The sequence below is a fragment of the Vibrio salilacus genome, from assembly GCF_002811245.1.
In the GTDB taxonomy this organism is placed as follows: Bacteria; Pseudomonadota; Gammaproteobacteria; order Enterobacterales; family Vibrionaceae; genus Vibrio; species Vibrio salilacus.
Genome location: NZ_NIVQ01000027.1, coordinates 1 through 25,534 on the forward strand (window position 1 = coordinate 1; position 25,534 = coordinate 25,534).

Consider the following 25,534-nt stretch of genomic DNA (forward strand, 5'->3'; position numbering starts at 1 on the left):
TCTATGTGCTACCGAAGTTGGACCGACTTGACCAATTAAATAATTAAATTGGTATTACTCTCATATCGAGTTGACGCTATTTCCGCTTGGGAGCCAATGGGTTACCAAACTGACTTACTTTCAGTAGCGGAAGTGCACAATTTGGGTATCAATGGAGTCTATCAGCTCTCGTTTAACCTTATTTCTCGACCTTCTCATCTTGAATTTGCAGGGGATGAACCCGTTCGTTTACTGCAGGCACTCCAAGTAGCTATCGATTGGATTAAAACGCACCCACAGCAAGCCATCATGCTAGTGTCGCAACGACTTGAGGTGCCTGTAGATCAGATTGACTGGTCTTGGGACGACTATGTTTTTCGCCTATCGCTAGGTAACTCACTGTTATCAAACCTACAATTGCAAGCGCGCTGGGCGATAAATAGCGGTTTGGTCAGTAAGTCTCCTCCAGATTTTAGGCAAGTGCTTTACTCATCCCCATATCAACAAATGTTAGCAGAAAGGAAATGACGTCATGCTTGACTCGATGTTTAAGAAGATGTTTGTTCTGTCGACAACCACGATGTTACTGACGCTTTTTATTGTGGTGTCGTTTATTAAAATTCATGCCGAGCATAAAGCAACCAAGACCAATTTAGATCAAGTGATTGATCTGCAGCTTAGTGTCGATTTATTACGTAGCCAACTATGGGCATTTATGCAGTTTCGAGATCAGCCGAGTTTAAATCAGGTCGAGTTTGCACAGGCGGACCTAGCGACTAAGTTTACGGCCTACAAAAATAAACACATCCAATTAGATAACTTACAGCGAATGAATGGCAGTTTGAGTAATCTTCTTGGCCAAGAGAAGGCGTTGTTTTTTACCAATTTCAATGATACTAGCCCAGCAATACAAACGGTTTTAGATACTCGAGCACTGCTGCAATCTCGCTATAACATGATTATGCAGAATATGACCGAAGAACTCGCCTATATTCATAGGCAGGTGCTTAACAAGAATACCATCAATTTACAAAACGTAATGAGCACGGCCGCGGTATGGTTAATTGCCTGTTCTTTACTGGTCAGTGGGGTCGCTTGGTTGATCCTGTTTAGATTTAGAGCGGGGGCGGATGCAATGAAGAGAGCGATCCTCGACTTAGCAAGTGGGCAACTAGATACCAAAGTAGAAAATGTCAAAATGGACAGTGAATTCAGAGTGATATCGAGATTCTTTAATCAAATGACCGCCTCTTTACGTCAGTCGACGGTTACTAAGCAAGAGTTAGAAGAAGAGGTTAAGCGTCAGACCATGCAGTTACATAAAAAACAGCAGCAATTACTATTTTTGTCTGAACACGATCCTTTAACTAATTTGATGAACCGCAGAGCGTTTGATAAACAGCTAGAGAGCGCATTGATTAAAGCCAATCGTACTGAGCGAAAATTGGCGTTGCTGTTCCTCGATTTGAATGACTTTAAACAGGTTAACGATACTTATGGACACAATGCAGGCGATATGGTCTTGACGACTGTTGCTAAGCGGTTAATCGATTGCATTCGTGAATCTGATTTTGTTGGTCGCTTAGGGGGAGATGAGTTTGTAATCTGTTTAGATCTGCTGACCAGTTTCGATGTTGTTAAGCAGAAGGTCGTACAGATAAAAAAATTGGTCAATCAACCCATCTATTATAACGAGCGATATTTGCAGGTTAGTGTCAGTGTTGGTATTAGCCGTTATCCGGATGACAGTAAAAACAAAGACATATTAATGAGTATTGCTGATGAAGCGATGTACTGTGCTAAGACACGCAATCAGATTCATCAAGGTCAAGGTTCTCCACTTGAAGATGACGAAGGTGAGGCTAATGTGGTCAGTATTTCGTTAAATAAACACGAACAAACTGGCGCTGGCTCACAAAAGTGTAAATATTAGTTAACACTGTTGTTAACTTGCCATTTCGATCTCACTCTCGACATCAATGTCAATAATAGACATCTTATCCGGGTTTGATTCACCCTTTTTGGTGAGTCGTTAAGGGATAGGAAGCCTAAAATGGATAAAGAACATAGTATGCGCGAAAACTTACTCGCGTTATTGTTGGGTAGTGCCTTAGTTTCACTGGGCGTGATATTTTTTAACAAAGCGGGGTTATTGACAGGTGGAACCGCCGGCCTAGCGATTTTCCTCACTAAGGTCAGCAGCTTTAGTTTCGGTCAGATCTTTTTTGCTTTGAATTTGCCATTTTACCTTCTTTCTGTGGCTCGTATGGGTTGGCGTTTTACCATTAATACCTTTATCGCGGTGTCGATCGTTTCGTTCGCTGTCGATCATCTTCACCACGTGATTGAAATCGCCCGTATTAATACTTTCTATGCGGCACTGATTGGTGGTGGGCTGATCGGGATTGGAATGTTGGTTATTTTCCGCCATAAGATGAGTTTAGGTGGTTTTAATATTCTGGCCTTGTTCCTTCAAGAACGTTTCGGTATTCGAGCGGGTAAGGTTCAAATGGCGCTCGATTGTACCATCGTGGTGTTATCACTGTTCATCGTTGATCTTTCACTGATTTTGCTATCGGTGATGGGCGCTGTGGTAACGAATTTAATTTTGGCCATGAATCATAAACCAGGCCGCTATCAACCCAAGCCGTCCGCGGCGTAAGCGGCCATAGTTTGAAAAGGCTTAGCATCGCTATAATGCCACTCGCTCTTAAGCGAGTGGCATTAAGCCATTTACGGCCACTATTGGTTTGGTCTTGATCTGAGCATGATTACGACCTTTGTTGGTGTGTTGCCGATTATGTTTGAAACCATCCCGCAAGCACGTTTCGTCATCCCCATTTCAGTCGCTCTTGGTTTTACAGTGTTGTTCACCACCTTGTTAAAATTGGTGTTGGTACCTTGTTTGTATTTGATTTAAATCTCTTGATGCTTATGGACTAAGCCAAAATCGGCCAGCACGGCGTACGCGGCTGGGATCATAAACAGCACCAGCAGTGTCGAGGCGAAGATGCCAAACACGATCGAGATGACCAGTGGTTGAATTACTTGTGCCTGCAAACTGGTTTCAGTCAGCAGTGGCAATAAACCTGCTGCGGTTGTCATTGATGTCAAAAACACCGCTCGAAAACGTTCGCGGCTGGCTTTGACGACAGAGTCATGTACGCTGTCTCCCTCATCAACGTGATGGCGGATGTACTGAACTAACAATATCGAGTCGTTGACGACGATCCCGGCGAGTGAGACAAACCCCATCATACTCGGCATGCTCAGCGAATGTCCGAGCAAAATATGTCCCCAAACTACGCCGATAAAGGCGAGCGGGATGGCAAGCATAACCACCACTGGCTCTAGGTAACTTCTGAATTGGTAACTCAAAATAGCAAAGACACCAAATAGGCCTAACAAAAAGCCTTTGCCCATTGAAGCGCCCGTTTCTGCGGTGTCTTTTGCTTCACCTTCAAAATCAAAACGTAACCCTGGGTATTTGGCGAGAAGTTTGGGCGCCTCTTCACGTTGAAATTGAGCAATAATCGCGGTGGAGTTGGCTTTACTGTTGTCGATATCGCCGAAAACGCTAATGGTACGTAATCCATCTATCCGTTGAATTCGCACGTAGTTACGTTGAAAGCTCAATGTTGCGATGGTCGCCAGTGGAATCTGGCTGCCACTTGTCATAATAATAGGGAAGTTAGCCAGTTGTTGTAGATCGCCAGCTTGGATCTTATCTAGGCGGACATCAATGGTGATGTTTTCAATGCCGACTTGTATTTCGTCTGCGGTTTGACCAAAGAATGCCGCCCGAAGCTGACTGGCAATCATCTGTCCGTTGACGCCATAACTCTCTGCGCCTGGGCGCAATTTAACCAACACTTCCTCTTTACCCATTCGCATATCATCCAAGATTCCGTGAACACCATCGAACTGATTAAGGTATTGTTGGATATCGATAGAAGCGGCCTTGAGTTGATCAAGATCATGATGTTTAGCTCGAATCTCGATCGCACGACCGCCAGGGCCCATTGTCGGTTGTTTAAATACCAATGAGATTGGGTCGGCTAATTCACCCACGTCATTGCGCCACGCTGTAATAAATTCATCAACCAAAGTGTTGCGGCTTTCTGCGCCGAGCAGATCAAGCCTGACGGTTGCAATGTGTGGGCCCGATTCGTTGGCATCCGCGTTAGTGTTGAATTGACTGGTGATGTGTTGAATGAGCGGTGTGCCATTTTCAACCCTTGCTGACCACTCTCGGCCAAGCTCGGTTGCCGATAAGACGATCTTATTAACGGCAGCTTCTGTTTGCGATAACGATGAGCCTGGCGGGAGGATAATTCTAGCCTCTGCGATGTCACCATCCAGTTCGGGAAAGGGTTGAAACTTTAGCAAGCCGCCAGCAATCGTTGCGATAGAGATAAACAACAGAGCGACAACACTGCCTAAAAACGCATAACGAAACTCAACCACTCGTTCAACGCCATTGACTAAGGTGGTGTTGCGAAAGTACTCAAATTTATCGAGTAATTTTTGCTTGAATTTCGCTGTCGGTTTGTCGCTTTTTTGTTTGTGTAATGAGTGAGATAAGTGATTTGGTAGAATTAAAAAGGCTTCGACCAAGCTCAACGTTAACACCAGTATTAATACTTGGGGAACGGCTTTGAGCACCGCCCCCATCTCGCCTTCTAAAAATAACAAGCTGCCAAAAATACAAACTGTGGTAAGAAACGAGGAAATCACACCCGGAAGCACTTTTTTTACGCCCTTTACGACTGCGTCATCGATCTCTTCACCGCGGTCGAGGTGGGCGGCGATAGATTCGGCGATCACAATGGCATCATCCATCATGATCCCGATAGCCATCAGTAAGCCAACCAACGACATAATATTGATCGAAAGGCCAAGCTGCGCCATTAAAAATAGACCGCCAAGAAAAGCTACCGGCAGACCTGCCGCCACCCAAAACGAGTAGCGCAGCGAAAAGAATAACCACATGGTGGCAAACACCAAGATGATCCCTTGCCAACCATTACGAACCATCATAGTTAAGCGATCCCAGAGCACTGATGATAAATCGTTGGTCAGTTCTAGTTTGACTCCCATTGGCGCCAGTGCTTGTTGGTCGTTAACAAACTGTTCGACGCGCTCTTTAATTCTGAGTGCATCATCTTCTTTGTTCTTACTCACTTTGAGCAGTGCCGATGGGTGTCCATCAAACAATACTTTCTGCTCATCAAGTTCGAAGCGGTCGGTGATAGTGGCGATATCTTTTAAGCGAATCAATGAACCGTTAGCACCAGACGCTACCACGATAGTTTCGAGTTGCTGTGGAGTGATACGACGTTCATCAAAGCGAATAAGGAAATTTTTGTCTGGCGTTTCAACATTACCGCTGGGTAATTTAATGTTCTGTCGTCCGATTTGGTCGGCGATGTCTCCGACACTCAAGCCAAGTTGGCGCATGGCTTGCGAGTCAAGCTCAACACTAAATTGATGATCGGAAAACCCTGTAACACTCACCAGTGATACGTCATAGTCTAACTTTAACGTCTGCTTAAGCTGCTCTGCGTATGCTTTTAATTCAGGCCAAGTGGTTTCGGCGGTAATCGCAACATCGACCACAGGTTCATTCCAGTCAAGCTCTTGTACAATTGGTGATTCAATCTCTTGGGGAAAATCGCTGATCGAATTAATTTGTGTTTGCACATCGACCAGCATGCGACCGATGTCTGCTTGCTGATTAAGTTTGAGGATCAGGCGAGCAGAACCTTCAGTGGCTTCACATTGCGTCTCTTCAATATTCGCCAAGCCATCGACGGCATCTTCCATGCGTACACAAATACTTTCTTCGACCTCTTGTGGTGAAGCGCCGGGGTAGACCACGCCCGCCATAATGTATGGGGGATCAAATGCTGGAAAGGTTTCGCGTTTAATATTAGCTAGCGAGGTGACCCCTAGTAGCAATAGCCCAAGCATCAGCAGGTTAGCGGCGGTCGGGTGTTTTGCGAAGAATCGAATCATTGCGGGGACTCCCCGTTGTCGGTCGTTTCTTTTAGTGACATACCTTCAATTGCGGGCAACAAGTCATTGATAATTAGCTTATCCCCTTGCTCTAACTCACCGTCAATGATCACGTTATTGTCTCGGCGATATAACACCTCAACAGATTTGAATACGAGGCGGTTGTCCGCGTCCATCAGATAAATAGTGTCGCCATGCAAAGCACGTTCAGGGATCACCCAGCTTGGATTGGCTTGACCTTCGATAGTGACGCGAACGAACATACCATTCATGAGCGGTGGTGCACTGGTCGGATCAAGATAGCGATAATCCTGGGCGATTTCTAAAATTACGCCTGCGGTGGCTTGATTGGGGTCTACCGTTTCACTAATACGGCTTACTTTCGCCGGCCAGGTTGCGTGTAAGTTACCGCTGCTTAAATCAATACTGGCGTTAATAAAATTCATGTCAGGTCGGGGAATGCCAGACTCATCGCGACGAATTTCACCCAAACTTGACGCGAGGGTTTGCATATCATGAATAGAGAGCTGTGCTTCGACTTCCATGATCGCCATTCCATGCGCACTGACCATGGCTTGTTGAAGATTAACCACCTGATCTTGCTCAATATCGACAGACGCGATACGCAGATCATAGGGCAGAGTAATAATGGTTTTGCTTAATGAGCGCTTTGCCTCATCGACTTTGGAGGTATTCACTTTTACGAGTGCTTGGGCAACCCGTTTTTCATCAGGAAGCAAGGCGATTTGGTTTTCAATCTCTTGGACCAACTTGCGTTGTGATAATGCGCTTTGTTGTTGTTGATCGACATCCGATTGTGAGTTGAGCCCTTTCTTGTGCAGGTTGAGCTTTCGTTCCAGTTCTTTGTTTGCGATCTCAAGTCGATTGCGTTCAATCTCTAAGGTCAGTTTAAGATTGCTCTCTTCTTGGCTCAACTTTGCTACAGACGTTTGCGCCGAGGTCAAGTCTGCCTGAGCCTGAACTAGCTTAAGCTCATAGTCTAGGGGGTCAATGCGTAAGATCTCGGTGCCTGCTTTCAGTACCTGACCTTTTTCTAATTCAGGGTGACGGTAAACCACCTTTCCGCTCACCTCGGCGATGGCTTTCCACTCAATTTTTGGCGTGATTTTACCAAAGCCAATTGCGACTGGTGCGATGGTGCGTAAATTCAGCGGTATGGTCTCAACTAACCGAGCGCGATCGCTAGCTGGCTTAACGGGTAGATCCGGTTTTAATGCGACAGCAGTGAGTAAAACCACAACACCAATAGTGACGGCGGGGAAAAACAGTAGCTTTTTATTTATTTTCATCGTGACTATTCCTGGTTGTCGCCGGTTTGAAGAAATCCATGGGTCATTAATTTAATATTGTGTTCAAGCAATTGCATCTGGCGCTTCATCGGTGCTAAGGTTTCACGCAGCATAGTTTCAAATAATCCTTCTTTGCTGCCAAAGTAATAGCGAATCATGGCGGCATTGACCTCGGCTCGATTCGCGATCAAACGGATGGAAACCTTTTCATAGGCCATGACCATGAAGAGTTCGCGAGCGTGGTGAATAAGCGCTTGTCTGACATCAACTGGTTTGCTGGGGCGACCTACTTTGCGATTCAAGGTATTGCTCTCAAATATTAATCGATGGTTAATTATAGTGTGCGCTTGAGCGGTGTGATACGACATAAATTAATCGATATTTCCAAATGATTAATTTCTAGTGTGTGGTAAAAATGTGACGCTCAAAAAAGAAAAACCCATACAGTGGGCAACCGTATGGGCAACAATTCTTTATGATTGTTTGGAGATTGTTGGTCCAATATCCTTATCTTAACTGTTATCAACGCACTTCGATCTTTAAAGGAAGTTTATATCAGTGTAACCAATGCTGCTTAAAGTAACACTTTTGTCACGAGTGGTTAAATAGTAAAAATGGAAAGATAACTTTCATTAATGGTAAATTCGGGCTACAACCTCTGCTGAATAACCGAGAATAACGGCGACGAAGAATAGTGGGTCGGATCGGGTGTGCCGTTTTGTTCGGCTTTCCAGTAATCCCAACCTACACTGCCTTTTTCACCAAGTTCATAATTCATCGCATCCCAAGTATCTTCGCGAAAACTGTAAAATGCCCAATGGAGATTATTTTTGTCGAGTGTTGAAATAACGTCGTCTAAGTAGGTTGCACAACTGTTCATTTTTCTCACGCAGCCAAATTCACCGGCGACGAGACGCTTAAGGGGGACTTGGTGTTTTTTTGCCCATTCTATGGGTAAATTGAGGTACTGCTCGACACGCAGCTTGTTCCAAACTTCAACGCTGTCTTCAGTAAATGGAACTTGGCCAGGGTACACGTAGGGGCGTTCACGACGTAAGTTTGGTCCGCTGGTGGCTTGATAGGGTTCATACATATGAAAGCTATATAGTACTTTATCATCAGCCATAGGGGCAGACCAATAACCAAAGCTATCTGCAGCCGCATACCAACCAGCATCAAGCATGATCGGTGTATCAGCATCGACACTACGAATAGCTTTGATAATGGTTTGATAAAATAGTGGTAGATCGCGACTTCCACCCTTGACTGTTTTATACCAAGCCGACATTTTTTGTTGGCTGGCGTGCTCAGTTAAGCCAGCGGTTTTTTCGGGGGTAGGTTCATTAATGATGTTATACGCTGCGATATAAGGGCTGTCTTTTAAAGTGCTCGCTAGTTCTGTCCAAAATTGAATCGCCACCTGCCAGTTTTTCTTTGAGTCAAATAAGCGACTATCAAATTGATTTCCATTGTTTTGTGACCACCGGTATAGCGGCAAAGACAGTGGTGCTACGACGACCTTAAGTCCGGCTTGACCCGCACTTGCTATCTCTTGTTTAAGTAATGCAAGATCGTCTGCAACCAAGCCTCGATAATCGTCAGCATTGCCGAGTAAAAAATCTCGGTTTTTCGTTGGCCATTTGTCATAAGTGAGTCGAATCCAAGTCGCGTTATAAGCTTTAAGATCAGGATATACGTTCGCATTGGCAGGTAAACGGTTGAAGATATTGGCACCATGTTGTGGGTTATCCCAAAAGTGGATCAGATCGGCGGCGTTCACTTTGGTTATCGTCATTAAGAGTGCCACTAAAGTCATTACAAACCATTGTATGAGGTGCTTTTGAACGTGTGGTTTTTTACAAATCATCGTCATTTAGTTCCAGTAGTGATGGTAAGTCGATTATGCAACGCCCCTAATTATCGATTGTCACCCTTGTGTCTCATTTGAACGTCGATTGAGGAGTGGGCAAGGACATACGATGTATGTATTCCACTTTGATCATTGCTTGGTATTCAAATAGTAACGCTGAAGCACTCAGGTATTGTGCGCCTTGTCGATCGCTGGATTTAGGTAAATCAACATATTGTTCTGTGGCCAATAACGGCAACCTGTCACCGACTTGTTGGTATTGCTTGTCAAACCATTGCAACATAACTGAGGCGGGAAGGCACAACTGATTACCACGTGGTAGAGCAAGTGTTAGACGCTTTTGATTATTATCACTTCGGGTTAGCCAAGTAGATGTATTGTAATCAGAAACGAGCAACAACATTTGTTGATTGCGAAAATTTAATCGATAGACTCCAGGTGATGGTTTGGTGAAAAGTTCACTAATTTCCCATTCTTGATAATAATCAATGGCGTTTAAAGTGCCACTGATTAAGGTTTCACCATTGGCAGTGTTCAGTGAAAATGGCCCACTTTGGCGTGAGTCTTCAATCGACAATTTTATTTGGTATCCGCTACTTGTTTGTCCAGTGCGACTGATCAGTGAGAGGGTGAATGGCGGAAAAGCACTATTACTTGGATCCGTAAGCTGATGGCCACAATCCGTTTGACGGAGAATTTCTAGCTTGAGAGGTTGCCAGTAATTCGCGGTGACTGGAGTTTGCTCCACGGCAATAACCAGTTCTTGCCAAGCCTGCTGAGTCTGATGGGAGAGTAGCGCTTGCAAGCTATCTTTTAAAGGAGTGTTTTTAAACCAATCTTGTGTGGGTGTTGCAACTGCAATTGCAGATAATTGCAGTAATAAGCATAACGTGAGGACACTTTTCATGATGATTCCTTACGTAAACGATAACCTACGCCACGATGCGTTTCTATCTCTAAACATGGCATTGCTTGACGTAATCGCAAAATGTGATTGTCTACGGTGCGTGTGGTTGGGAAAGCTTGATAGCCCCAAACCTTATTGAGTAGCTCGTCACGATGAAAGACTCGACCTTGGTGGTTGAGTAATAGAACTAATAATTGAAACTCTTTCGGTTTCAGCGTGATCGGAATATCTCCAACCGACACACTGCGACTTGAAATATCAACAACCAGGGAACGGTAGTTAAGGGTGTTCGCACCGATCGGGCGAAGCTGGTTCAGTATTCGAGCAAGTAACTCTTCATTCGCGAACGGTTTAGTGATGTAATCGCGCGCACCGCTCATTAGTCCTTCAACCCGCTGCTCGACTTCAACTTTCGCTGTCAGAACAATCACGGGCAGTGCTTTGAGGCTTAACCATGTCGATAGGTGTCTAAGGCTATCACCATCAGGTAATTGACGGTCAAGAATGACTAAGTCTGCGCTGTACCAATGCTTATCGATGTCATTGATAGTTGTTAGCCAAGTACATTGATAGCCTTGATTGGTGAGAAAGCGATTGAGTCCTTCGCCTAACAACAAATCATCTTCAATAATTAATAATGAACTCAAAGTGGTAACTCCAAAGTGATTCTTGTTGGGTGGGTGGTAATAATTAATCGCCCGCCCATTTTTTGCATTAGGTGTTTTACAATTTGCAATCCAATACCCATGTTACTGTTGGTCGACTTACGGTGAAAACAGCGTTGATAGCGAGATGGAAATTGCCCTTGATCGCTGACCGTAATACGCAGCGAATCAGTACTGGTCACATCAATGAGTATTGGCCGAGCACCGTGGTGAATGGCGTTGAGAATAAGGTTGTTCAGGCACACACCAAGCCAGTAATAGGGTAGGTCTAGCGATTTGTCTTGCTCTAGTTGATAGGAAATACCATGCTGAGCCGAGACTTGCTCGAGCCATTCGCTCAACCATGCACGTTGGGTAAAGGTTTGGCTGTTATCACACAAGTATGCCTTACTGTTTTCTGTCAGTTGAGATAAGCGTTGATAATCTTCCGTTAAGCGCCAAAATGCGCGCTGAGTAAGATCATCAAACTGGTCAAACTGATCTCGAAATATCTCGGTCGTTAAGCCTAAACTTGCAATGGGTGTACGCAGTTCATGGGTAAGAAGTTGTAATATAAAGCGACGACTTTTATTTTGCTGCCGCTTTAAATAGCCGACTCTGAGCAACATGAACAGCAATAAGAGTGAGAAGGCGGTTAAGACCAAAGTACTGAGATCGGCAAAAGTTTCCTTAAACGATACGCATACATTACTATATCGATAGCTACACTGGCGAGCGTCTAAGGTAATTCCCAGCGCTTCGGCAATGGGCTGCCAAGTCGATCGAGGCACACGTTTCCAACCTTGCTCACCATTGAGCCATAACAAGCCATTTTCAAACCAAGCACGATACCCGCCAATCAATGCGTCACGACCGGTCAACGAAAGCGGCTTAAAAACAGCATAAAGTGGATGCTGTGGATGGTTTGCGCTTAATGTCGAGCTAAGCTGAGCTGCAGCAGTCTGCAATTGGCTTTGGCTGATGAAGCTATCTAGGTAGCGGTCTGCGAAACTACCACCAGCTGGGTGAAGTAACGGAGGATTGTTAAACCAAATCGGCTTTAACGGTTGTTGACGGCACAAAGCCAGTTCAAATTCTATCGCTTTAGCAAGATGGATTGGAATCGGGCTTGGTGCCATGCAGTCCTGAGTGACTTGATAAAGGGACACAATTTCTTGCCATGAGTAGTGGGTTAAGTCAGCAAAATCGCTGGTGGAAAGCAGTAGTTGCTGAGGGTATTGGGATAACTGAGCCTGAGCAATCGTTAATGCACTGCTGTCCCAACTCTGCTGATAAAGTCTTTGCCACTGCTCTTGTAATGAAGATGCCTGGGCTTGAAGCGAGACAAGTAATGTAAGGAAAACATGTAAGTTGCGATAATTCATCAATATCATAAGTAAGCAGTGATCTATTGATATAGAGTAGTGACTATTTCTGAGTATTTGTAACCTCACGGTCAACAAATGGTGATTAATAACTTTGCAGTGGTTGTTGATATAAACAGAGAGGCGTGTTTGGCCTCTCTGTCATGGGGTTATGAATTTGGACGTCTCATAAAGCTGCGGTGAGATTGGAACTCTTGCATATCAATCAACTGATCTTGGTTGGTGTCTATCAGTTCAAACATTTGCTCACTCTGAGTCGCGTTTTTCATTAAGCGTCCCTCGGTTTGATGCGCTTATTCTCTAAATGGTAAGACACATTACGTCTTTATGTTGATCGGAGAATATTTTTGCGCAAGTTGATCTGCGTTAATCGGGCGCTCAATAAGATAGCCTTGCAATACGTCACAACCATAATCGATCAAAACCTGTTTTTGAGATTCGGTTTCGACTCCCTCAGCAACCACTCTCATCTTAGCTGACTGCCCGATGGCGATAATAGCTTTAATCAAGGAGTCGCTATGCTCTGAGCTGAGCATTTTATCAACGAAGACGCGGTCAATTTTGAGCTCATCTAACGACAAACTGCTCAAATAACTGAGTGATGAGTAGCCAGTGCCGAAGTCATCTAGTGAAATGGTAAAACCAAGCTCTTTAAGTTGATTGATAATAGGGCCTGCTTTAGGTAAATCACTAATTAAAACATTTTCAGTTATCTCTAACGTGATCCTACGATTAGCAAGCTGGTGTTTGGCAACCACAGTTCTCAACTCATGGACAAAACCTTCACACATCAGCTGAGCAGGCGAAATATTGATAGACAACATCAAGTTATGCTGTGGCGATGGAAACATGTGGCTGAATTCCTCACACGCTTTATCGAGGACGAAACGACCAAGCTCACTGATTAAGCCAATCTCTTCAGCCAGCGAAATAAATTCAAGCGGAGAGACATGGCCCAATTGGCGGTTATGCCAACGAACTAATGCCTCTGCGCCGTAGATCTCACCGCTGTCGGCATAAACTTGAGGCTGGTAGACAAGAGATAACTCATTACGCTCTATCGCCCCACGTAGCTCCCTTTCTAATAGAAAATCATATTGAACTTGCTTATTAATTGATGAGTCAAAGAACAGAACATCGCCTTTTTGACGAGCTTTCGATTTGTAGAGCACAATATCGGCTTTCGAGATTAGTGCCTCTGGATCATCGCCATCGCTTGGAAACATTGACACGCCAATTGAGCAACTGACAAACAATACCTTACCATCGATGACAAATTGTTGTTTAAAAACGGCTTTTATTTGTTCAACTTTCACCTTGGCTTCGGCCAGATTATTTAGGCCGGCAAAGCAAAAAATAAATTCATCGCCACCAAATCGAGCGACATAATCATTAAGGCCGATTAGAGCTTCAAACTTATGGCTTATCTCACTGAGTAATTTGTCTCCCGCAGTATGACCGTAAAGATCATTAACTTTTTTAAAGTCGTCAAGGTCAACAAACATCACCGCAAGTTGTTGACAGTTAGTATTTGAGACGCTGATGCCTTCCTTGATTTTATTATGTAATTGGACACGATTTGGTAAGCCTGTTAGTTCATCATGGTTGGCGAGGTACTCTAGTTTGTTTTTGGTGCTCTCAAGATTGGCAAAGTGTTGATTAATGTGTTTTTCAAAACGTTTGAAACGATCGGCTATCATACGACTTAGCGCAATGGAGAAGATTCCGACAAACAGCGTTGTCAGTAACCCGATCACGATCATCTGATGTAGATTGCTTCGTTGTTTTTGTTTTAATATATTCTCATGCTCTAGCAGATATTGTTGAGTGAGCTCATCATAGACACCGGTACCTATCGTCCAACCCCAATTTAAATCTTGCACCACGTAACTGGTTTTTCCTAAATCAGTTAGTTCAGGAGGACCTATTGGTGCAATGTAATTAACTAACTCTTGGTGGGCTGACATCAGTACCTTTGCTTTTTTACTGTTGGCTTGCGTTCCGAGTTGAAGCAAGTTTTTGCCTAATAGGTCATCACTAATGTGAGAGAGAATCGTCCCGTCTTTGTCTAAAACAAAAATATAGCCAAACTCGCCAAATCGCAGGTTCGTTAACCATTTTAGGACCGTCGCCTTAATATCGTTCTCAACGTCTACTACGTAATCTCCGGTGCCAATAAACCAGTCATAAGGTTCGAAGTACTTACCAAAACCTATTTTTTCGAATTCTTTATTCTTATTATCAGGTTTTACAAACCACCAACGATAGAAGGCTTCGCCGTTTGATTTTACCTGCTCACCCATTTCACGAACGATATAGCTACCACGAACGTCTTTAAAGTCCCACAAGGATTGCCCCTCGACGCGTGGTAGAAGTGGGTGCATGACACTGGTTCCCTCGGTTTTGTAGATGAAAAAATAGCCACGCCCATTATTGAAACGAATATCACGTAGGGCATCGGTAATGAGCTTGGTTACTTGTGCTTCAGGAAGGTGTTTATTACTCTGATAGAGTCGTGTAGCAATATGATGCGCTTCGTAGATCCGCGATTGAATAGTGCTTTTGAGTTGTTGCTCCGTCTGATTGCGAGCATAGGAGATTTGTTGTTGTACGTAATCGACCCGATTGGTTAAAGCTACACGCTGCCGTTGTTGTGTTTGTTCTCTTAATGACATCAGCTCTTGTTGAGAGCTGAGCACTTGACCTCTCGCGGCAACCAAAACCCAGAGCAAAGTAAAAACGGCAACAATCAATGCTGGAGCGTAAGTAATTAGATTGAGTAATTTCTTGTCGTTTAGTTGGGTCATAGAACTCCATGAAGATGAAAGATAAGTCGTCGATTTTTGTAATAGTGAGATATTACATTATTACATTATTAGTTAAATGTAGGCGATTGGACTTAATAACTTGAAGTAAACGGCAATAATATGTGTCACTTTTGTGTAGTGTCTCAACTATGAGAGGTGGAGTGGGTTGGATGATAGATAAGTTCTGGCCATCTTTGCTGCTCTCTCGTTTGGAGTTAGCACACCACACAAGGGAGTGTGCTAATTTTCAACTATTAAGGTTTACGCTTTAGCACTTCATCAATATCACTAGCATCATGACGTTCAGCCAGCTGTTCCCACTCTTCTCCAAACGTGCGGTTGACGATACGACCACGCTGCACCCCCTCTCGAGCTTCGATCTGTTTTGCCCAACGCACAACATGAGTGTAGGCGTCGACTTGCAAAAACTCAGCGGCGTCATAGAGCTTGCCAAGAGCGAGATTGCCATACCATGGCCATATGGCCATATCTGCAATGGTATATTCCTCACCCGCAACATAGCTATGTTTGGCTAATTGTTTATCCAGTACGTCAAGTTGGCGTTTGGCCTCCATAGCGAAGCGATTGATTGGATACTGTTGCTTTTCATCTGCGTATGCGTAGAAATGGCCGAAACCACCACCTAGAAAAGGTGCTGAACCTTGTGCCCAAAATAACCAGTTAAATGTTTGAGTGCGCGATGGCCCGCTGCTCGGTAAAAACTGGCCGAACTTTTCAGCAAGGTGAACCAAGATAGACGCTGATTCAAATACATTCACCTCTTCGTCTCCCGACTTATCAAGCAAAGCGGGTATTTTCGAATTTGGATTAATACCGACAAAGCCGGATGAGAATTGGTCCGCTTCACCGATGTTAATCAAGAAAGCATCATATTCGGCTTCTTTAATGCCCAATGCCAACAACTCCTCAAGCATAATGGTTACTTTTTGGCCATTGGGTGTGCCCAATGAAAAAAGTTGCAGCGCGTGCTTACCTTCGGGGAGATCACGTTCGAAACGGGCACCTGACTCTGGGCTGTTGATATTCGCCCACTTGTTGCCACCACTGACGTCATTAACCCAAACTTTCGGCGGTACGTATTGGTTTGTCATTGTGAATCCTTTTGCAGTTATTATCTTTTTGTTACTGATATTGGGATCAATAAAGCAGATAAAACCCCGTTTTGCTCGGATTTATTAGAACGCTTGGTTATTGGTCAGCAACAAAGCGGAATAAAGAAAAGTTAAAAGCATGTCGGATGGCCATGCTTATCTTGGCTATGCTGGATGTTTTAAATAGCTAAGTGCATCGTGCAACGACGGCATGATCATTGGGTTGAGCGCTTTGACCTGTTCACAAGGCTCGACCAGGTCAGGGATTTGGAAGGTGGCCATATTGGCTGCAATGGCACTACGAACGCCGTTGTTAGAATCTTCAAAGGCAATACACTGCTTAGCATCAACCCCAAGTCGGCTCGCCGCTAATAAATAGATTTCAGGATCTGGTTTACCATTAGAAACTTCACACCCACAGGTTAAGTCGCTAAAGTAGTGGCTCAGTTCTGCCAAATCAAGCTTTACCTGCGCTACTTCTCTATGCGTCGATGTCGCAACCACGGCGGGGATATGTTGGGCTTTTAGCCACTCAAGTAGTTCGACAACACCTGCTTTGACCGGAATCGCTTGATGCTTAACGACTGCATCGTACTGGGTGCGCCACTCTTGATGAAGTTTGTCGTAGTTATCCCCATAAGCTTGGCGAAAAATCGTTTCAATGCCTGCAGAATTACGGCCAATAATAGAGAGGTAGGTCTCTTGGTAGAAGGGGACATTGACGCTCTGACAGGCTTGTTTAAATACGTGCATACATAGGCGCTCTGTATCGAGCAATAGGCCATCCATATCAAAGATAGCGGCTTGGAATTTCATAGCAACAGCTTCATCTACAACAAAAGTTACCGCATTTTGGCATACTTACTCGCGATAGTAAAAGCTCCCGATTTGAGTTATCTACTGGGTTAAGGTGATGGTTTCGCTTCGGAATATTCGCATACTCAATCCTAGTTTGTAAGGTGAGTAAGCAGTGGCTGCGCTGAAAATGGCGCGGCACTTGATTGTTAAAATTGATACCTTGTATGTATTGAAGCCTTGGTAAGACCTTAGTAGAAAATAAACAGTTCTTTGGTATCAAATAGCTTAAAGAATTTAAAGTCGCTCATTGCCAGTTCCTTCTATCATTATGATCATCTAGCAAAGCGCCGATATGCACCTTTGCTCGTATTTTTACTACCTTTGTTAAAGTTAGTGCATGATTGATTATTGCGCCACAAGATTGGTAGATGTTTTACAAACACGATACAAGGCTAAAGGTATTTAGAATAATCGCTTGTTGGTATTAAATTGATAGGTGAGAACAATCAACAAGGGGAGCGTGATGCTCCCCTTGACCTTAACCGTATTGCGCTTCTAGTTTTTGTGCTTTTTGATAGCCATCATGACCAGCCAGTTGCTTGCTGTAGCGATGGATGTTCGGATAGTGCTCAAGTAACCCAAACTTAGCGAGAATATCAAACACAAATGACATCATGATATCCGCGCCAGTTAAACGCTCCTCAACCAGATATGTCTTTCCTTCGAGTTGTTGTTCAACATAACTCATCACTTTTTTGATTTCTGCATCGGCGTAATCGGCGATAAAGTTAGTTGGAGCGCCATCTTTGGCAATAAAAACTTTTAACAGCAAAGGCAAAATCGCTGAGCTTTCAGCAAAGTGTAACCATTGCAAGTAGTCAATATAGGCTGCACTTTCTTTTTCAGGTGCTAATTTTTGCTGAGCGTACTTGTCAATTAGGTACTCGGTAATCGCACCAGATTCACTGATCACGCGGCCGTCTTCTTCAATCACAGGTGATTTACCTAATGGATGCACGGACTTAAGTTCTGGCGGCGCAAGAAAAGTGACACTGTCTCTTTTGTAAGGCACAATTTTATACTCAAGGCCTAACTCTTCAAGCAACCAAATAATGCGCATTGAACGTGATTGGTTAAGGTGATGAAGTTTAATCATGTTGGTTTCCTATAGTGGCTGGTTGGTTTGAACAACTAACTTGCCGAAGTTTTTCCCTTCAAGCAGACCGATAAAAGCCTGTGGTGCATTTTCTAGCCCTTCGACTAAATGCTCACGGTAGTGGATTTTACCCTCTGCTAGCCATTGACCCATATCGTTGGCAAACTCGTTGTAACGATGTGCATAGTCATCAAAAATAATAAAGCCTTGCATCTTGATACGCTTAACGAGCAATTGTCCCATCAACATTGACAGTCGGTCAGGGCCTTCAGGTAGTGAGGTTGCATTGTATTGTGAGATAAGGCCACACAACGGAATTCGTGCGCTGGTGTTCAGCAGTGGCATCACAGCATCAAATACCTTACCACCGACGTTTTCAAAGTAGATATCGATGCCGTTGTCGCAGGCTTTCGCTAGTTGTTCGGCGAAATCGTCAGCTTTATGGTCGATACACTCATCGAAACCAAGTTGCTCTTTAGCAAAACGACATTTTTCTTCACCGCCAGCAATACCAACGACACGGCAACCTTTAAGTTTACCAATTTGACCGACCATAGAGCCGACTGCGCCAGTTGCTGCGGCCACGACTAACGTTTCCCCTGCTTTTGGTTGGCCAATATCAAGTAGCCCCATGTAAGCGGTGAAACCAGGCATACCCATCACACCAAGTGCATACGATGGATGAGTTGGGGTCTTGCCTAATTTGATCAGACCTTCACCATTTGAAATACCGTAATCTTGCCAACCTGTGTAAGCAAGAACCCATTCTCCTGCTTCGAACTCTGGGTGATTAGAGGCTTCAACCTGACAGACGGTAGCGCCGACCATCACGTCATCAATGGCGACGGGTTCAGCATAAGATTTAGCATCACTCATACGGCCGCGCATGTAAGGGTCAAGTGATAGGTATACACTGCGCAGCAGCATTTCACCTTCGCCAGGCGCTGGTTTGTCGCTGTTTTCGAGACGAAAATCGGTGTCTGTCGGTGCGCCTACAGGGCGTGAAGCAAGCACAATGCGTCGATTAGTAGAGTTTGTCATGGTTATTCCTCGTTATTAGACCAGTCGTCTAGCATGGTCTTTAAAAAATCCCGTCAGTGTATTTGACGGGAGTTATTAAGCGGTTAATAAACGTTTTGTTGCCACAAAACAGTGTTGTAAGTTGGTTTGATCTTGATTGAGTTTATTGAGCAAACTGGCACCCAACCATTGTTGATACAAGAGTCTTGCCGTCATCTCGGCATCAAGGGCTTGGATGGAACCGTCATTGACACCCACTTGTATGCTGGTGGCTAACTGACTGATGATTTTCTCTGCACCTTGCGCGAGCGTTATACGCATGGTGTCGGATAAATCCGAGACTTCGGCGCTTAACTTAACCACTAAGCACTTGTTGGCGTTACATACCCCATTTTCTATCTCAAGCCATTTTGAAAAATAGTCTAATACACGTATTAAGCCTGTGTCTTGCCCAGTATTGAGTACTGAATGAAGACGAGCGATATAGGTGCGGAAATACTCTTCAATTAATGCCTGACCAAACTGCTCTTTTGACTTGAAGTAGTGATAGAAAGAGCCTTTCGGTACATTGGCCGTTTTAAGTAGTTCAGATAAACCAACCGCAGTAAAGCCCTTGGTCACCACTAACTGGTAACCAATGGCGAGTATGTGTTGGCGAGTGTCTTGAGTTTTTGCGTTCATGGCGAGACTATAAATTAAATTAGACCAGTCGTCTAGTGGCTAAAAAAACAAACCAATGGGATGGTTAATCAAAACACCAAGCGATCGTTTAATGATCGCTTGGTTGGTGAACTTGAACGTTAAATTAGCTCGTAGCTTATTTCAAATAATCTATCGGTATTTGGATAGATTTTACGGATCAACTGCTTGAGTTTTGCCAGTTCAATCGCTTCCTGCTCAGCGTGAAACTGATTGATATCATCATAGCGAAGGGGCTTTACCGACAAAATACGAATGTTACATACCTTTTGGTCGGTCTCTAAGGTATAGACTTCGACCGTGGTTCCGGGCACATAATGCGACTCCGATTCGTCTCGAATGGTAATGGTCTTTTGGCCAGAGGTGATTAACGGCGTCAAAAACTCAAAAAAAGTAATTTTGCTTGGTGCGCTCATGATTCCTCCTGGTTTTGACGTTTGCTTTTGGGAACGTAATTAAGCACGGAAACCGGAATGGGTTTACGCGGCTCAAACCCTTCTATTTCACGGCGTTCAATCAAATGACCTAGACGACTTTCAATCATGCACAGGTTTTTGAAATTATCTTTAGACACAAATGAGATGGCCTCACCACTGGCATCGGCGCGGCCAGTACGACCAATCCGGTGAACGTATTCATCCGCTGGGAAAGGAAGATCGTAATTGATGACACGTGATAACCCTTCGATGTCGATACCACGAGCACCAACCCCAGTTGCAATCATATATTGGATTTTTCCTGCTTTGAAGTCGGCCAATAACTGTGAACGTACTGCTTGGCTACGACCGCTGTGGAATGCTTCTGCAACAATGCCACGCTTCTCTAACTGAGCAGCCAGTTTTGCTGCACCATGTTTGGTCTCAATAAAAATAAGCGCTTGATCCCAGTCATGAGTTTTAATCATATGGCTGAGCAGTGAAGACTTTTGATCTTTATCGACGGTGATAAGCCATTGCTCAATGTTTTTCTTTGAAGCTTGATTGGCCGCAATTGAGATTTCGTAAGGGTCGTGGACTGCACTTTTAGCGAGATCGCGAACTTTATTCGATAACGTCGCAGAGAACAGCAAATTCTGGATGTCAGTTGGTAATCGATCCAACACTTTATTGATGTCATCGATAAAGCCCATATCCAACATACGATCGGCTTCATCAAGCACTAATATTTCGACTTCATCAAAATGCAGCGCTCGCTTGCCATACAAGTCGAGCAGTCGACCCGGAGTGGCGACTAAAATATCAACGCCTTCGATCAAGGCTTGTTTTTGTGCTTTTTCATCAACGCCACCGTACATCGCCAATGAGGTTAACGGCAGATGCTGCCCGTACTCTTGCACTTTCTGTTCAACTTGTACCGCCAGTTCGCGAGTGGGTACCAGAATAAGCGCACGAATGCGTTTTTTGCGCTGAGTTTCGCCTTGGCTTAGCTTCTCCAAGATAGGCAAGACAAAGCTCGCGGTTTTACCGGTTCCTGTTTGCGCCGCTGCGATTAGGTCTTCTCCTTTGAGAATAACGGGAATCGCTTGGTTCTGAATGGAGGTCGGTTTTGGGTAGCCAAGCTGGGAAATAGCGTCGACAATAGGTTGGCTGAGGCCAAGTTTTGCGAATGACATGATTACACTCTGGATCTTGATAGTGACGAGGGCAAACAACGCCCTTAATTGATCTAGAGTGTAGCATGACGGTGATGAAAATCAGCAGGTTTGTTTAGGTTAAGGACATGCCGAGTTATCAACATCTAAGCATTGATTTACGTCTAATGACACGGCTTTGTTAAAACGCGGAATCCACTTGAAATGTCATCCGTTCTTTGCTGTAGGGGTGATCCAGCTCTAGTCGTTCGGCGTGCAGATGCAAACGATCGGCTTTTTCACCATATAGGGTATCCCCAACCATGGGCGTCGCCAGTCCTAAATGATGTGCGCAGTGAACACGCAATTGGTGGGTACGGCCCGTTTTGGGATACAGATAAAGTTTGGTGCGATTTTGTTGCTGTTCAATGGTCTGCCACGAAGTTTGGGCAGGTTTACCGTGTTCAAAACACACCAGTTGACGAGGTCTGTCAATCGGGTCGCCACGCATCGGCAAATGGATTTCGCCTTCTCTGTGTTCTAGCGTCCCTTCAAGGAGAGCGACATAACGTTTTTCAACACTGCGAGACATAAATTGCTGTTGTAAGCTTTTGTTGGCACGCTTGGTGAGTGCAAACACCAACAGCCCCGAGGTCGCCATATCGAGGCGATGAATAACAAACGGCCCTTCAACGTCTGGGTAACGCGCTTGCAAGCGAGTATAGGCCGAGTCGTTGATCACCTTGCCCGGAACAGAAAGCAGCCCAGAAGGTTTGTTGACGACCACGATGGCCTCGTCTTGGTAGATGATCTCGAGCTCTTTGTCTTGCGCCCAGTTCTCTTCTAAAGGATTATCGTCGACGTTAAGCCCTTTCAGCATATGACCCAATATTGGCTGACATTTACTGTTACACGAAGGATAAAACTTTCCGTGTTGTCGAATTTCTGACTTAGGTGATGCCCCCCACCAAAACTCAGCGATGGCAAGCGGCTTAAAGCCATGCTTGAAGGCAAAATGAAGCAGTTTAGGTGCCGCGCATTCACCAGCGCCTGCTGGAGGGGTAGGCGAATTGGTGTTTGCAAAAATGGCTTTCAGTGATTGATGCTTGCCAAGTGCATTTAAGAAACGATACTGATCGAACAGTTTATTTTGTAGTAGGTTCGAAAGCGTTGCGCGCTGATTTTTAAACGCTGAAAGCTTTGTGTCGAGTTTATCGAATTCATGTTGTATTTGAGCAATTTTTTGTTCCCACTCAAGCTTTAAGTACTTCAGCGAATTTTTATCGGCCACGCTTTGCTTACTGAGTTCAACATTGAACTCAGTAAAGGCTTGTGGGGTCATGTGCTGTTGCGCTTTTTGCCGCTGTGCCTTACGTGTTGCTCGTGCGTTGATCATCTGCTCTCGAAGTTGAGACTCCTCAATCGCATATTGTTGCTGTAGGGTACTTAACGCCTGTTTAAGTCGCGCTAATTCGAGACTGGTTTCTAGCTGGTTAACCTTATGATTCAATTCGGTGATCTCGGCCAGCTCGCGGCAAAAAAAACTTTGTTCAGTGAGCATGTCAAACACTGGTGGAACGAATCCGGGTAATAGGTTTTTGTCGGCGACTTTACCAGAAAATGCAGCCAAAAAGCCTATTTCACCTTGGGGGCTTTCAACCAGTAATACACCGAACATTTTGCCACTTGCTGACGCGTCACTCGATAGGCCGAAATTATGCTGCCACTTTTGTTGCTGTCGCAGGTAATCTTGCAATTGTTTCGCTGCCTCAACGCACAAGGGATGTGGTTGATAGTAAAACGGATAGGTAAACTTTTCTGGCAGTGAATAAGATTCTATCGATGTGTTAAAACGGTTAAATAAGCGGTCTGGATGGTGCATCGGGTCATTCATAAACAGGTAAACTCAACAAAGCGTGATTTTACCTGTTTAGCGGTGGATTACTAGCGAAGCTTTAAATCATCGGTAGTGTCGAGCCAACCAGAAGTAACGCCAAATACGCAAGGTAAATCAATCTGAGGTATTTCAATATCATATTAACAATTTTATGAATTGATTGCATAATTGGGTTTCAGTATCCTAGTTATGCCTAAGTCTTATCCCTCTTCTTGGAAAAACGTATCGAGTTTTGAGAGAGTGAGACTCCTTTTGGTTAGATCGTCTTGAAATAGAGCCGCTTGTTTTATCGCCGGCTAATACAACGTCATGAGAACAAAAATAATGAATATTTCCCTGAAAAACTTGTCTATTCGAGCACAGGTATTGTTGCCTGTCCTATTTACCACGCTCACACTCGTCGTCGCATTATGGGTAACGAAAGCGAATCTTGATCATGAGCAACAAGCGGTAAAAAGTAACACTGACGCTTTAGTGTTATACAAAGATATTTTGGCCGATATTGATGATCAGGTATACCCGTTGCGTATCAGCGCAGTCTATGCGATTTACGACTCATCAAGACGTAAGCAGTTCGTTGATGAATTGAAAACAACGCTAAGCAGTATTAATAAAGATCTTGATCTTATGGCCAATAACGCTGAGTTTCGTCAAGACGTTAACGTAACGCGCAGTGTCATTGAAAACTACATTCAATTTTCCCATCGAGCGGTTGAAACATTATCTCGCCGCGATCTTGGTCAAGTGACCGATCAGGAATACAACCGTTTCATCAGTCAATATCGTCAGTCGGGTATCGAGATGATCGCAGCGCTCAACGCACTTTCGGTTAAAGTGAACGATTACGCGGCGAATACCATGGCTCGCAGTGACGCGCAAAACACCAAAGTTAAAACGACCGCGATGATATTGGTGCTGGTGGTATTGTTTATCTCTTTGATGGTGGCTTGGATCTTGTCTGGACTTATCGTCAACCCAATTTTTGCGTTGCAAGAAGTGATGCGTAAGCTGGCACAAGGAGATCTCTCTATTCGTGCCAATGTTGAGGGGCAAAATGAAATTTCCAAATTGGGTCAAGATGTCAACCTGACGACACAACAGCTCCACACCACGGTTGAAGAGCTGAGCCGAATCAGTGAAGAAGTGGCCTCGGCCTCAACCGAGTTGGCCGCAGTAATGACGCAAGCCCAAGTTAACGCGCAGCAAGAATTAGCTGAAATTGAGCAAGTCGCCTCGGCGGTGAACGAGCTATCGAGTACCGCTGATAACGTGAGTGATAATGCTCAAATTGCTGATTCAACTGCTCGTGAGGCCGATCAGCTTGCTCAGTCAGGTTTGAATATTTTTGAAGAAAGCAAACAAACCAGTGTGCAGATGGGCAATGCCTTGAATGAGGCGGCGCAAGTTGTGATGAATCTAAAACAGCAATCAGAGCAGATTAGTGATGTGATTGAAGTTATTCGCAGTGTCTCTGAACAGACCAACCTACTTGCATTGAACGCCGCTATTGAGGCCGCGCGTGCAGGTGAATCGGGGCGTGGTTTTGCCGTTGTCGCCGATGAAGTGCGTATGCTTGCGGCGCGCACGCAAGAATCGACAGGTGAAATCCAGACCATCATTGAAGATCTGCAAAAACAGTCAGGTTGCGCTAACGACAGTATGCAGGTGAGCTTAGACGTTCTAGCTAAGAACAATCAGCTTGCAGAGCAGACTAATAGTGCGTTACTGGGGATTACTGAATCGGTAGCCAACATTAATGATGCCAATACGCAGGTCGCGACAGCGGCCGAGCAGCAATCCCAAGTGACGCAAGATATTAACCGTAACGTTGTTAATATGTCAGAACTGGTCAATCAAAACGTATCTGGTATTTGCCAAAGTGCCAGTGCGAGCCAAGAGCTATCGACTCTGGCTGAAAAGCAAAAATCACAACTGGCGTTCTTTAAGCTGTAATCTAAGCTTATTAGATAAAAAGCAGCGTCAATCGCTGCTTTTTTGTTTATTTATCTCATTTAAAAACCGATAAAAATCATGATTAAGTGATGCTTTGGCTCACAGATACTCACTTTAGTCATTGAATAGGTCAAATAGACGTCAGCAGTCAAATCGTGAAAGGGTGCGCAAACGCTTGCTAAAATATACGGTAAGTAATTGTTTATTATCTTTTTAGTGAGGTTTAATCAGGAAGGGGGCGTTGTGTAGGTATGCAACTTAACCGAACTGTAGCATAAAAAAATGAGGAATATCAGTCTTGCGAGAATTAAATTGCGACCTATAATGCTGAAAACCGGAGCGTCTGCCAACGCTCCGGTTTTTTTGTGTCCGAAACTCAGTAAAGCGTCTGCCAACGCTGACTGAAAAC

The 25,534-nt window shown here is 44.4% G+C and carries 20 protein-coding genes and 1 pseudogene; 5 read left to right on the top strand and 16 right to left on the bottom strand.

Features of this window, described 5'->3' with window-relative positions:
- Positions 1–96: 96 nt before the first annotated feature.
- From CDZ87_RS14510 to CDZ87_RS14525, 4 genes are all read left to right on the top strand, one after another.
- The gene (locus CDZ87_RS14510; protein ID WP_245834728.1) at positions 97–507 is read left to right on the top strand and encodes a substrate-binding domain-containing protein; all 411 of its coding nucleotides are present in this window, start codon (positions 97–99) and stop codon (positions 505–507) included.
- Between the two features lie 4 nt (positions 508–511).
- Positions 512–1,912, top strand: coding sequence for a diguanylate cyclase domain-containing protein (locus CDZ87_RS14515; protein WP_100754183.1), 1,401 nt, complete (start codon positions 512–514; stop codon positions 1,910–1,912).
- A gap of 120 nt (positions 1,913–2,032) precedes the next feature.
- Positions 2,033–2,641, top strand: a complete 609-nt coding sequence (locus CDZ87_RS14520) for a DUF6198 family protein (protein ID WP_100754184.1) — start codon at positions 2,033–2,035, stop codon at positions 2,639–2,641.
- Positions 2,642–2,746: 105 nt separating this feature from the next.
- Complete coding sequence (locus CDZ87_RS14525) at positions 2,747–2,899, top strand: hypothetical protein (RefSeq protein ID WP_172953594.1); 153 nt, start codon at positions 2,747–2,749, stop codon at positions 2,897–2,899.
- On the opposite strand, the gene CDZ87_RS14530 is transcribed toward CDZ87_RS14525, so the two are convergent.
- The 16 genes and pseudogenes from CDZ87_RS14530 to CDZ87_RS14605 all read right to left on the bottom strand — a co-directional run bounded on the left by CDZ87_RS14530 (position 2,896) and on the right by CDZ87_RS14605 (position 23,157).
- Positions 2,896–5,997 (bottom strand): efflux RND transporter permease subunit, encoded by a 3,102-nt coding sequence (locus CDZ87_RS14530; protein ID WP_100754185.1) that lies wholly within the window; start codon positions 5,995–5,997, stop codon positions 2,896–2,898. The two genes, CDZ87_RS14525 and CDZ87_RS14530, sit on opposite strands and share 4 nt — an antisense overlap.
- Positions 5,994–7,307 carry an efflux RND transporter periplasmic adaptor subunit gene (locus CDZ87_RS14535; protein ID WP_100754186.1) on the bottom strand — a complete coding sequence of 438 codons (1,314 nt, stop codon included), beginning with the start codon at positions 7,305–7,307 and terminating at the stop codon, positions 5,994–5,996. Before CDZ87_RS14535 ends, CDZ87_RS14530 begins: the two co-directional genes overlap by 4 nt.
- A 65-nt stretch (positions 7,308–7,372) precedes the next feature.
- Positions 7,373–7,627 (bottom strand): annotated as a pseudogene (locus tag CDZ87_RS17365) (TetR/AcrR family transcriptional regulator); the annotation flags it as partial.
- 329 nt (positions 7,628–7,956) lie between these two features.
- Positions 7,957–9,102 (bottom strand): glycoside hydrolase family 5 protein, encoded by a 1,146-nt coding sequence (locus tag CDZ87_RS14545; RefSeq protein ID WP_216639388.1) that lies wholly within the window; start codon positions 9,100–9,102, stop codon positions 7,957–7,959.
- Between the two features lie 145 nt (positions 9,103–9,247).
- On the bottom strand, positions 9,248–10,084 hold the full coding sequence (locus CDZ87_RS14550) for a DUF2861 family protein (RefSeq protein WP_100754188.1): 837 nt from the start codon (positions 10,082–10,084) through the stop codon (positions 9,248–9,250).
- The gene (locus tag CDZ87_RS14555; protein ID WP_100754189.1) at positions 10,081–10,731 is read right to left on the bottom strand and encodes a response regulator transcription factor; all 651 of its coding nucleotides are present in this window, start codon (positions 10,729–10,731) and stop codon (positions 10,081–10,083) included. Before CDZ87_RS14555 ends, CDZ87_RS14550 begins: the two co-directional genes overlap by 4 nt.
- Positions 10,728–12,113, bottom strand: coding sequence for an ATP-binding protein (locus CDZ87_RS14560; protein ID WP_100754190.1), 1,386 nt, complete (start codon positions 12,111–12,113; stop codon positions 10,728–10,730). The genes CDZ87_RS14555 and CDZ87_RS14560 overlap by 4 nt, the downstream gene beginning before the upstream one ends.
- A gap of 317 nt (positions 12,114–12,430) precedes the next feature.
- Positions 12,431–14,920: a bifunctional diguanylate cyclase/phosphodiesterase gene (locus CDZ87_RS14565; RefSeq protein ID WP_100754191.1), complete on the bottom strand. Its 2,490-nt coding sequence runs from the start codon at positions 14,918–14,920 to the stop codon at positions 12,431–12,433.
- A 254-nt stretch (positions 14,921–15,174) separates the two neighbouring features.
- The gene (gene yghU / locus CDZ87_RS14570) at positions 15,175–16,032 is read right to left on the bottom strand and encodes a glutathione-dependent disulfide-bond oxidoreductase (RefSeq protein WP_100754192.1); all 858 of its coding nucleotides are present in this window, start codon (positions 16,030–16,032) and stop codon (positions 15,175–15,177) included.
- Between the two features lie 165 nt (positions 16,033–16,197).
- A complete protein-coding gene (locus CDZ87_RS14575; protein ID WP_100754193.1) occupies positions 16,198–16,848 on the bottom strand; it encodes an HAD family hydrolase in 651 nt (216 codons plus the stop codon).
- Positions 16,849–17,368: 520 nt separating this feature from the next.
- A complete protein-coding gene (locus CDZ87_RS14580) occupies positions 17,369–17,986 on the bottom strand; it encodes a glutathione S-transferase family protein (protein WP_100754194.1) in 618 nt (205 codons plus the stop codon).
- 9 nt (positions 17,987–17,995) lie between these two features.
- A complete protein-coding gene (locus CDZ87_RS14585) occupies positions 17,996–19,027 on the bottom strand; it encodes an NADP-dependent oxidoreductase (RefSeq protein ID WP_038175981.1) in 1,032 nt (343 codons plus the stop codon).
- A gap of 75 nt (positions 19,028–19,102) precedes the next feature.
- A complete protein-coding gene (locus tag CDZ87_RS14590) occupies positions 19,103–19,687 on the bottom strand; it encodes a TetR/AcrR family transcriptional regulator (protein WP_038175980.1) in 585 nt (194 codons plus the stop codon).
- Positions 19,688–19,806: 119 nt separating this feature from the next.
- Positions 19,807–20,124 carry a N(4)-acetylcytidine aminohydrolase gene (gene yqfB, locus CDZ87_RS14595; protein WP_100754195.1) on the bottom strand — a complete coding sequence of 106 codons (318 nt, stop codon included), beginning with the start codon at positions 20,122–20,124 and terminating at the stop codon, positions 19,807–19,809.
- Positions 20,118–21,317 carry a DEAD/DEAH box helicase gene (locus CDZ87_RS14600; RefSeq protein WP_100754196.1) on the bottom strand — a complete coding sequence of 400 codons (1,200 nt, stop codon included), beginning with the start codon at positions 21,315–21,317 and terminating at the stop codon, positions 20,118–20,120. Before CDZ87_RS14600 ends, yqfB begins: the two co-directional genes overlap by 7 nt.
- A gap of 160 nt (positions 21,318–21,477) precedes the next feature.
- Complete coding sequence (locus CDZ87_RS14605; RefSeq protein ID WP_100754197.1) at positions 21,478–23,157, bottom strand: RluA family pseudouridine synthase; 1,680 nt, start codon at positions 23,155–23,157, stop codon at positions 21,478–21,480.
- A gap of 339 nt (positions 23,158–23,496) precedes the next feature.
- Between CDZ87_RS14605 and CDZ87_RS14610 the strand changes: the two genes are divergently transcribed.
- A complete protein-coding gene (locus CDZ87_RS14610; protein WP_100754198.1) occupies positions 23,497–25,125 on the top strand; it encodes a methyl-accepting chemotaxis protein in 1,629 nt (542 codons plus the stop codon).
- The last annotated feature ends 409 nt before the right edge of the window (positions 25,126–25,534 follow it).

What these genes read in the sequence shown, in the direction of transcription:
- CDZ87_RS14585 (WP_038175981.1), bottom strand. Translation starts at nt 19,027, where the DNA reads ATGACAAACTCTACTAATCGACGCATTGTGCTTGCTTCACGCCCTGTA.
- CDZ87_RS14545 (WP_216639388.1), bottom strand. Translation starts at nt 9,102, where the DNA reads ATGACGATAACCAAAGTGAACGCCGCCGATCTGATCCACTTTTGGGAT.
- yghU (WP_100754192.1), bottom strand. Translation starts at nt 16,032, where the DNA reads ATGACAAACCAATACGTACCGCCGAAAGTTTGGGTTAATGACGTCAGT.
- CDZ87_RS14550 (WP_100754188.1), bottom strand. Translation starts at nt 10,084, where the DNA reads ATGAAAAGTGTCCTCACGTTATGCTTATTACTGCAATTATCTGCAATT.
- CDZ87_RS14510 (WP_245834728.1), top strand. Translation starts at nt 97, where the DNA reads ATGGGTTACCAAACTGACTTACTTTCAGTAGCGGAAGTGCACAATTTG.
- CDZ87_RS14610 (WP_100754198.1), top strand. Translation starts at nt 23,497, where the DNA reads ATGAATATTTCCCTGAAAAACTTGTCTATTCGAGCACAGGTATTGTTG.
- CDZ87_RS14520 (WP_100754184.1), top strand. Translation starts at nt 2,033, where the DNA reads ATGGATAAAGAACATAGTATGCGCGAAAACTTACTCGCGTTATTGTTG.
- CDZ87_RS14515 (WP_100754183.1), top strand. Translation starts at nt 512, where the DNA reads ATGCTTGACTCGATGTTTAAGAAGATGTTTGTTCTGTCGACAACCACG.
- CDZ87_RS14580 (WP_100754194.1), bottom strand. Translation starts at nt 17,986, where the DNA reads ATGATTAAACTTCATCACCTTAACCAATCACGTTCAATGCGCATTATT.
- CDZ87_RS14530 (WP_100754185.1), bottom strand. Translation starts at nt 5,997, where the DNA reads ATGATTCGATTCTTCGCAAAACACCCGACCGCCGCTAACCTGCTGATG.
- CDZ87_RS14600 (WP_100754196.1), bottom strand. Translation starts at nt 21,317, where the DNA reads ATGTCATTCGCAAAACTTGGCCTCAGCCAACCTATTGTCGACGCTATT.
- CDZ87_RS14565 (WP_100754191.1), bottom strand. Translation starts at nt 14,920, where the DNA reads ATGACCCAACTAAACGACAAGAAATTACTCAATCTAATTACTTACGCT.
- CDZ87_RS14575 (WP_100754193.1), bottom strand. Translation starts at nt 16,848, where the DNA reads ATGAAATTCCAAGCCGCTATCTTTGATATGGATGGCCTATTGCTCGAT.
- CDZ87_RS14525 (WP_172953594.1), top strand. Translation starts at nt 2,747, where the DNA reads ATGATTACGACCTTTGTTGGTGTGTTGCCGATTATGTTTGAAACCATC.
- CDZ87_RS14590 (WP_038175980.1), bottom strand. Translation starts at nt 19,687, where the DNA reads ATGAACGCAAAAACTCAAGACACTCGCCAACACATACTCGCCATTGGT.
- CDZ87_RS14560 (WP_100754190.1), bottom strand. Translation starts at nt 12,113, where the DNA reads ATGAATTATCGCAACTTACATGTTTTCCTTACATTACTTGTCTCGCTT.
- CDZ87_RS14535 (WP_100754186.1), bottom strand. Translation starts at nt 7,307, where the DNA reads ATGAAAATAAATAAAAAGCTACTGTTTTTCCCCGCCGTCACTATTGGT.
- CDZ87_RS14605 (WP_100754197.1), bottom strand. Translation starts at nt 23,157, where the DNA reads ATGCACCATCCAGACCGCTTATTTAACCGTTTTAACACATCGATAGAA.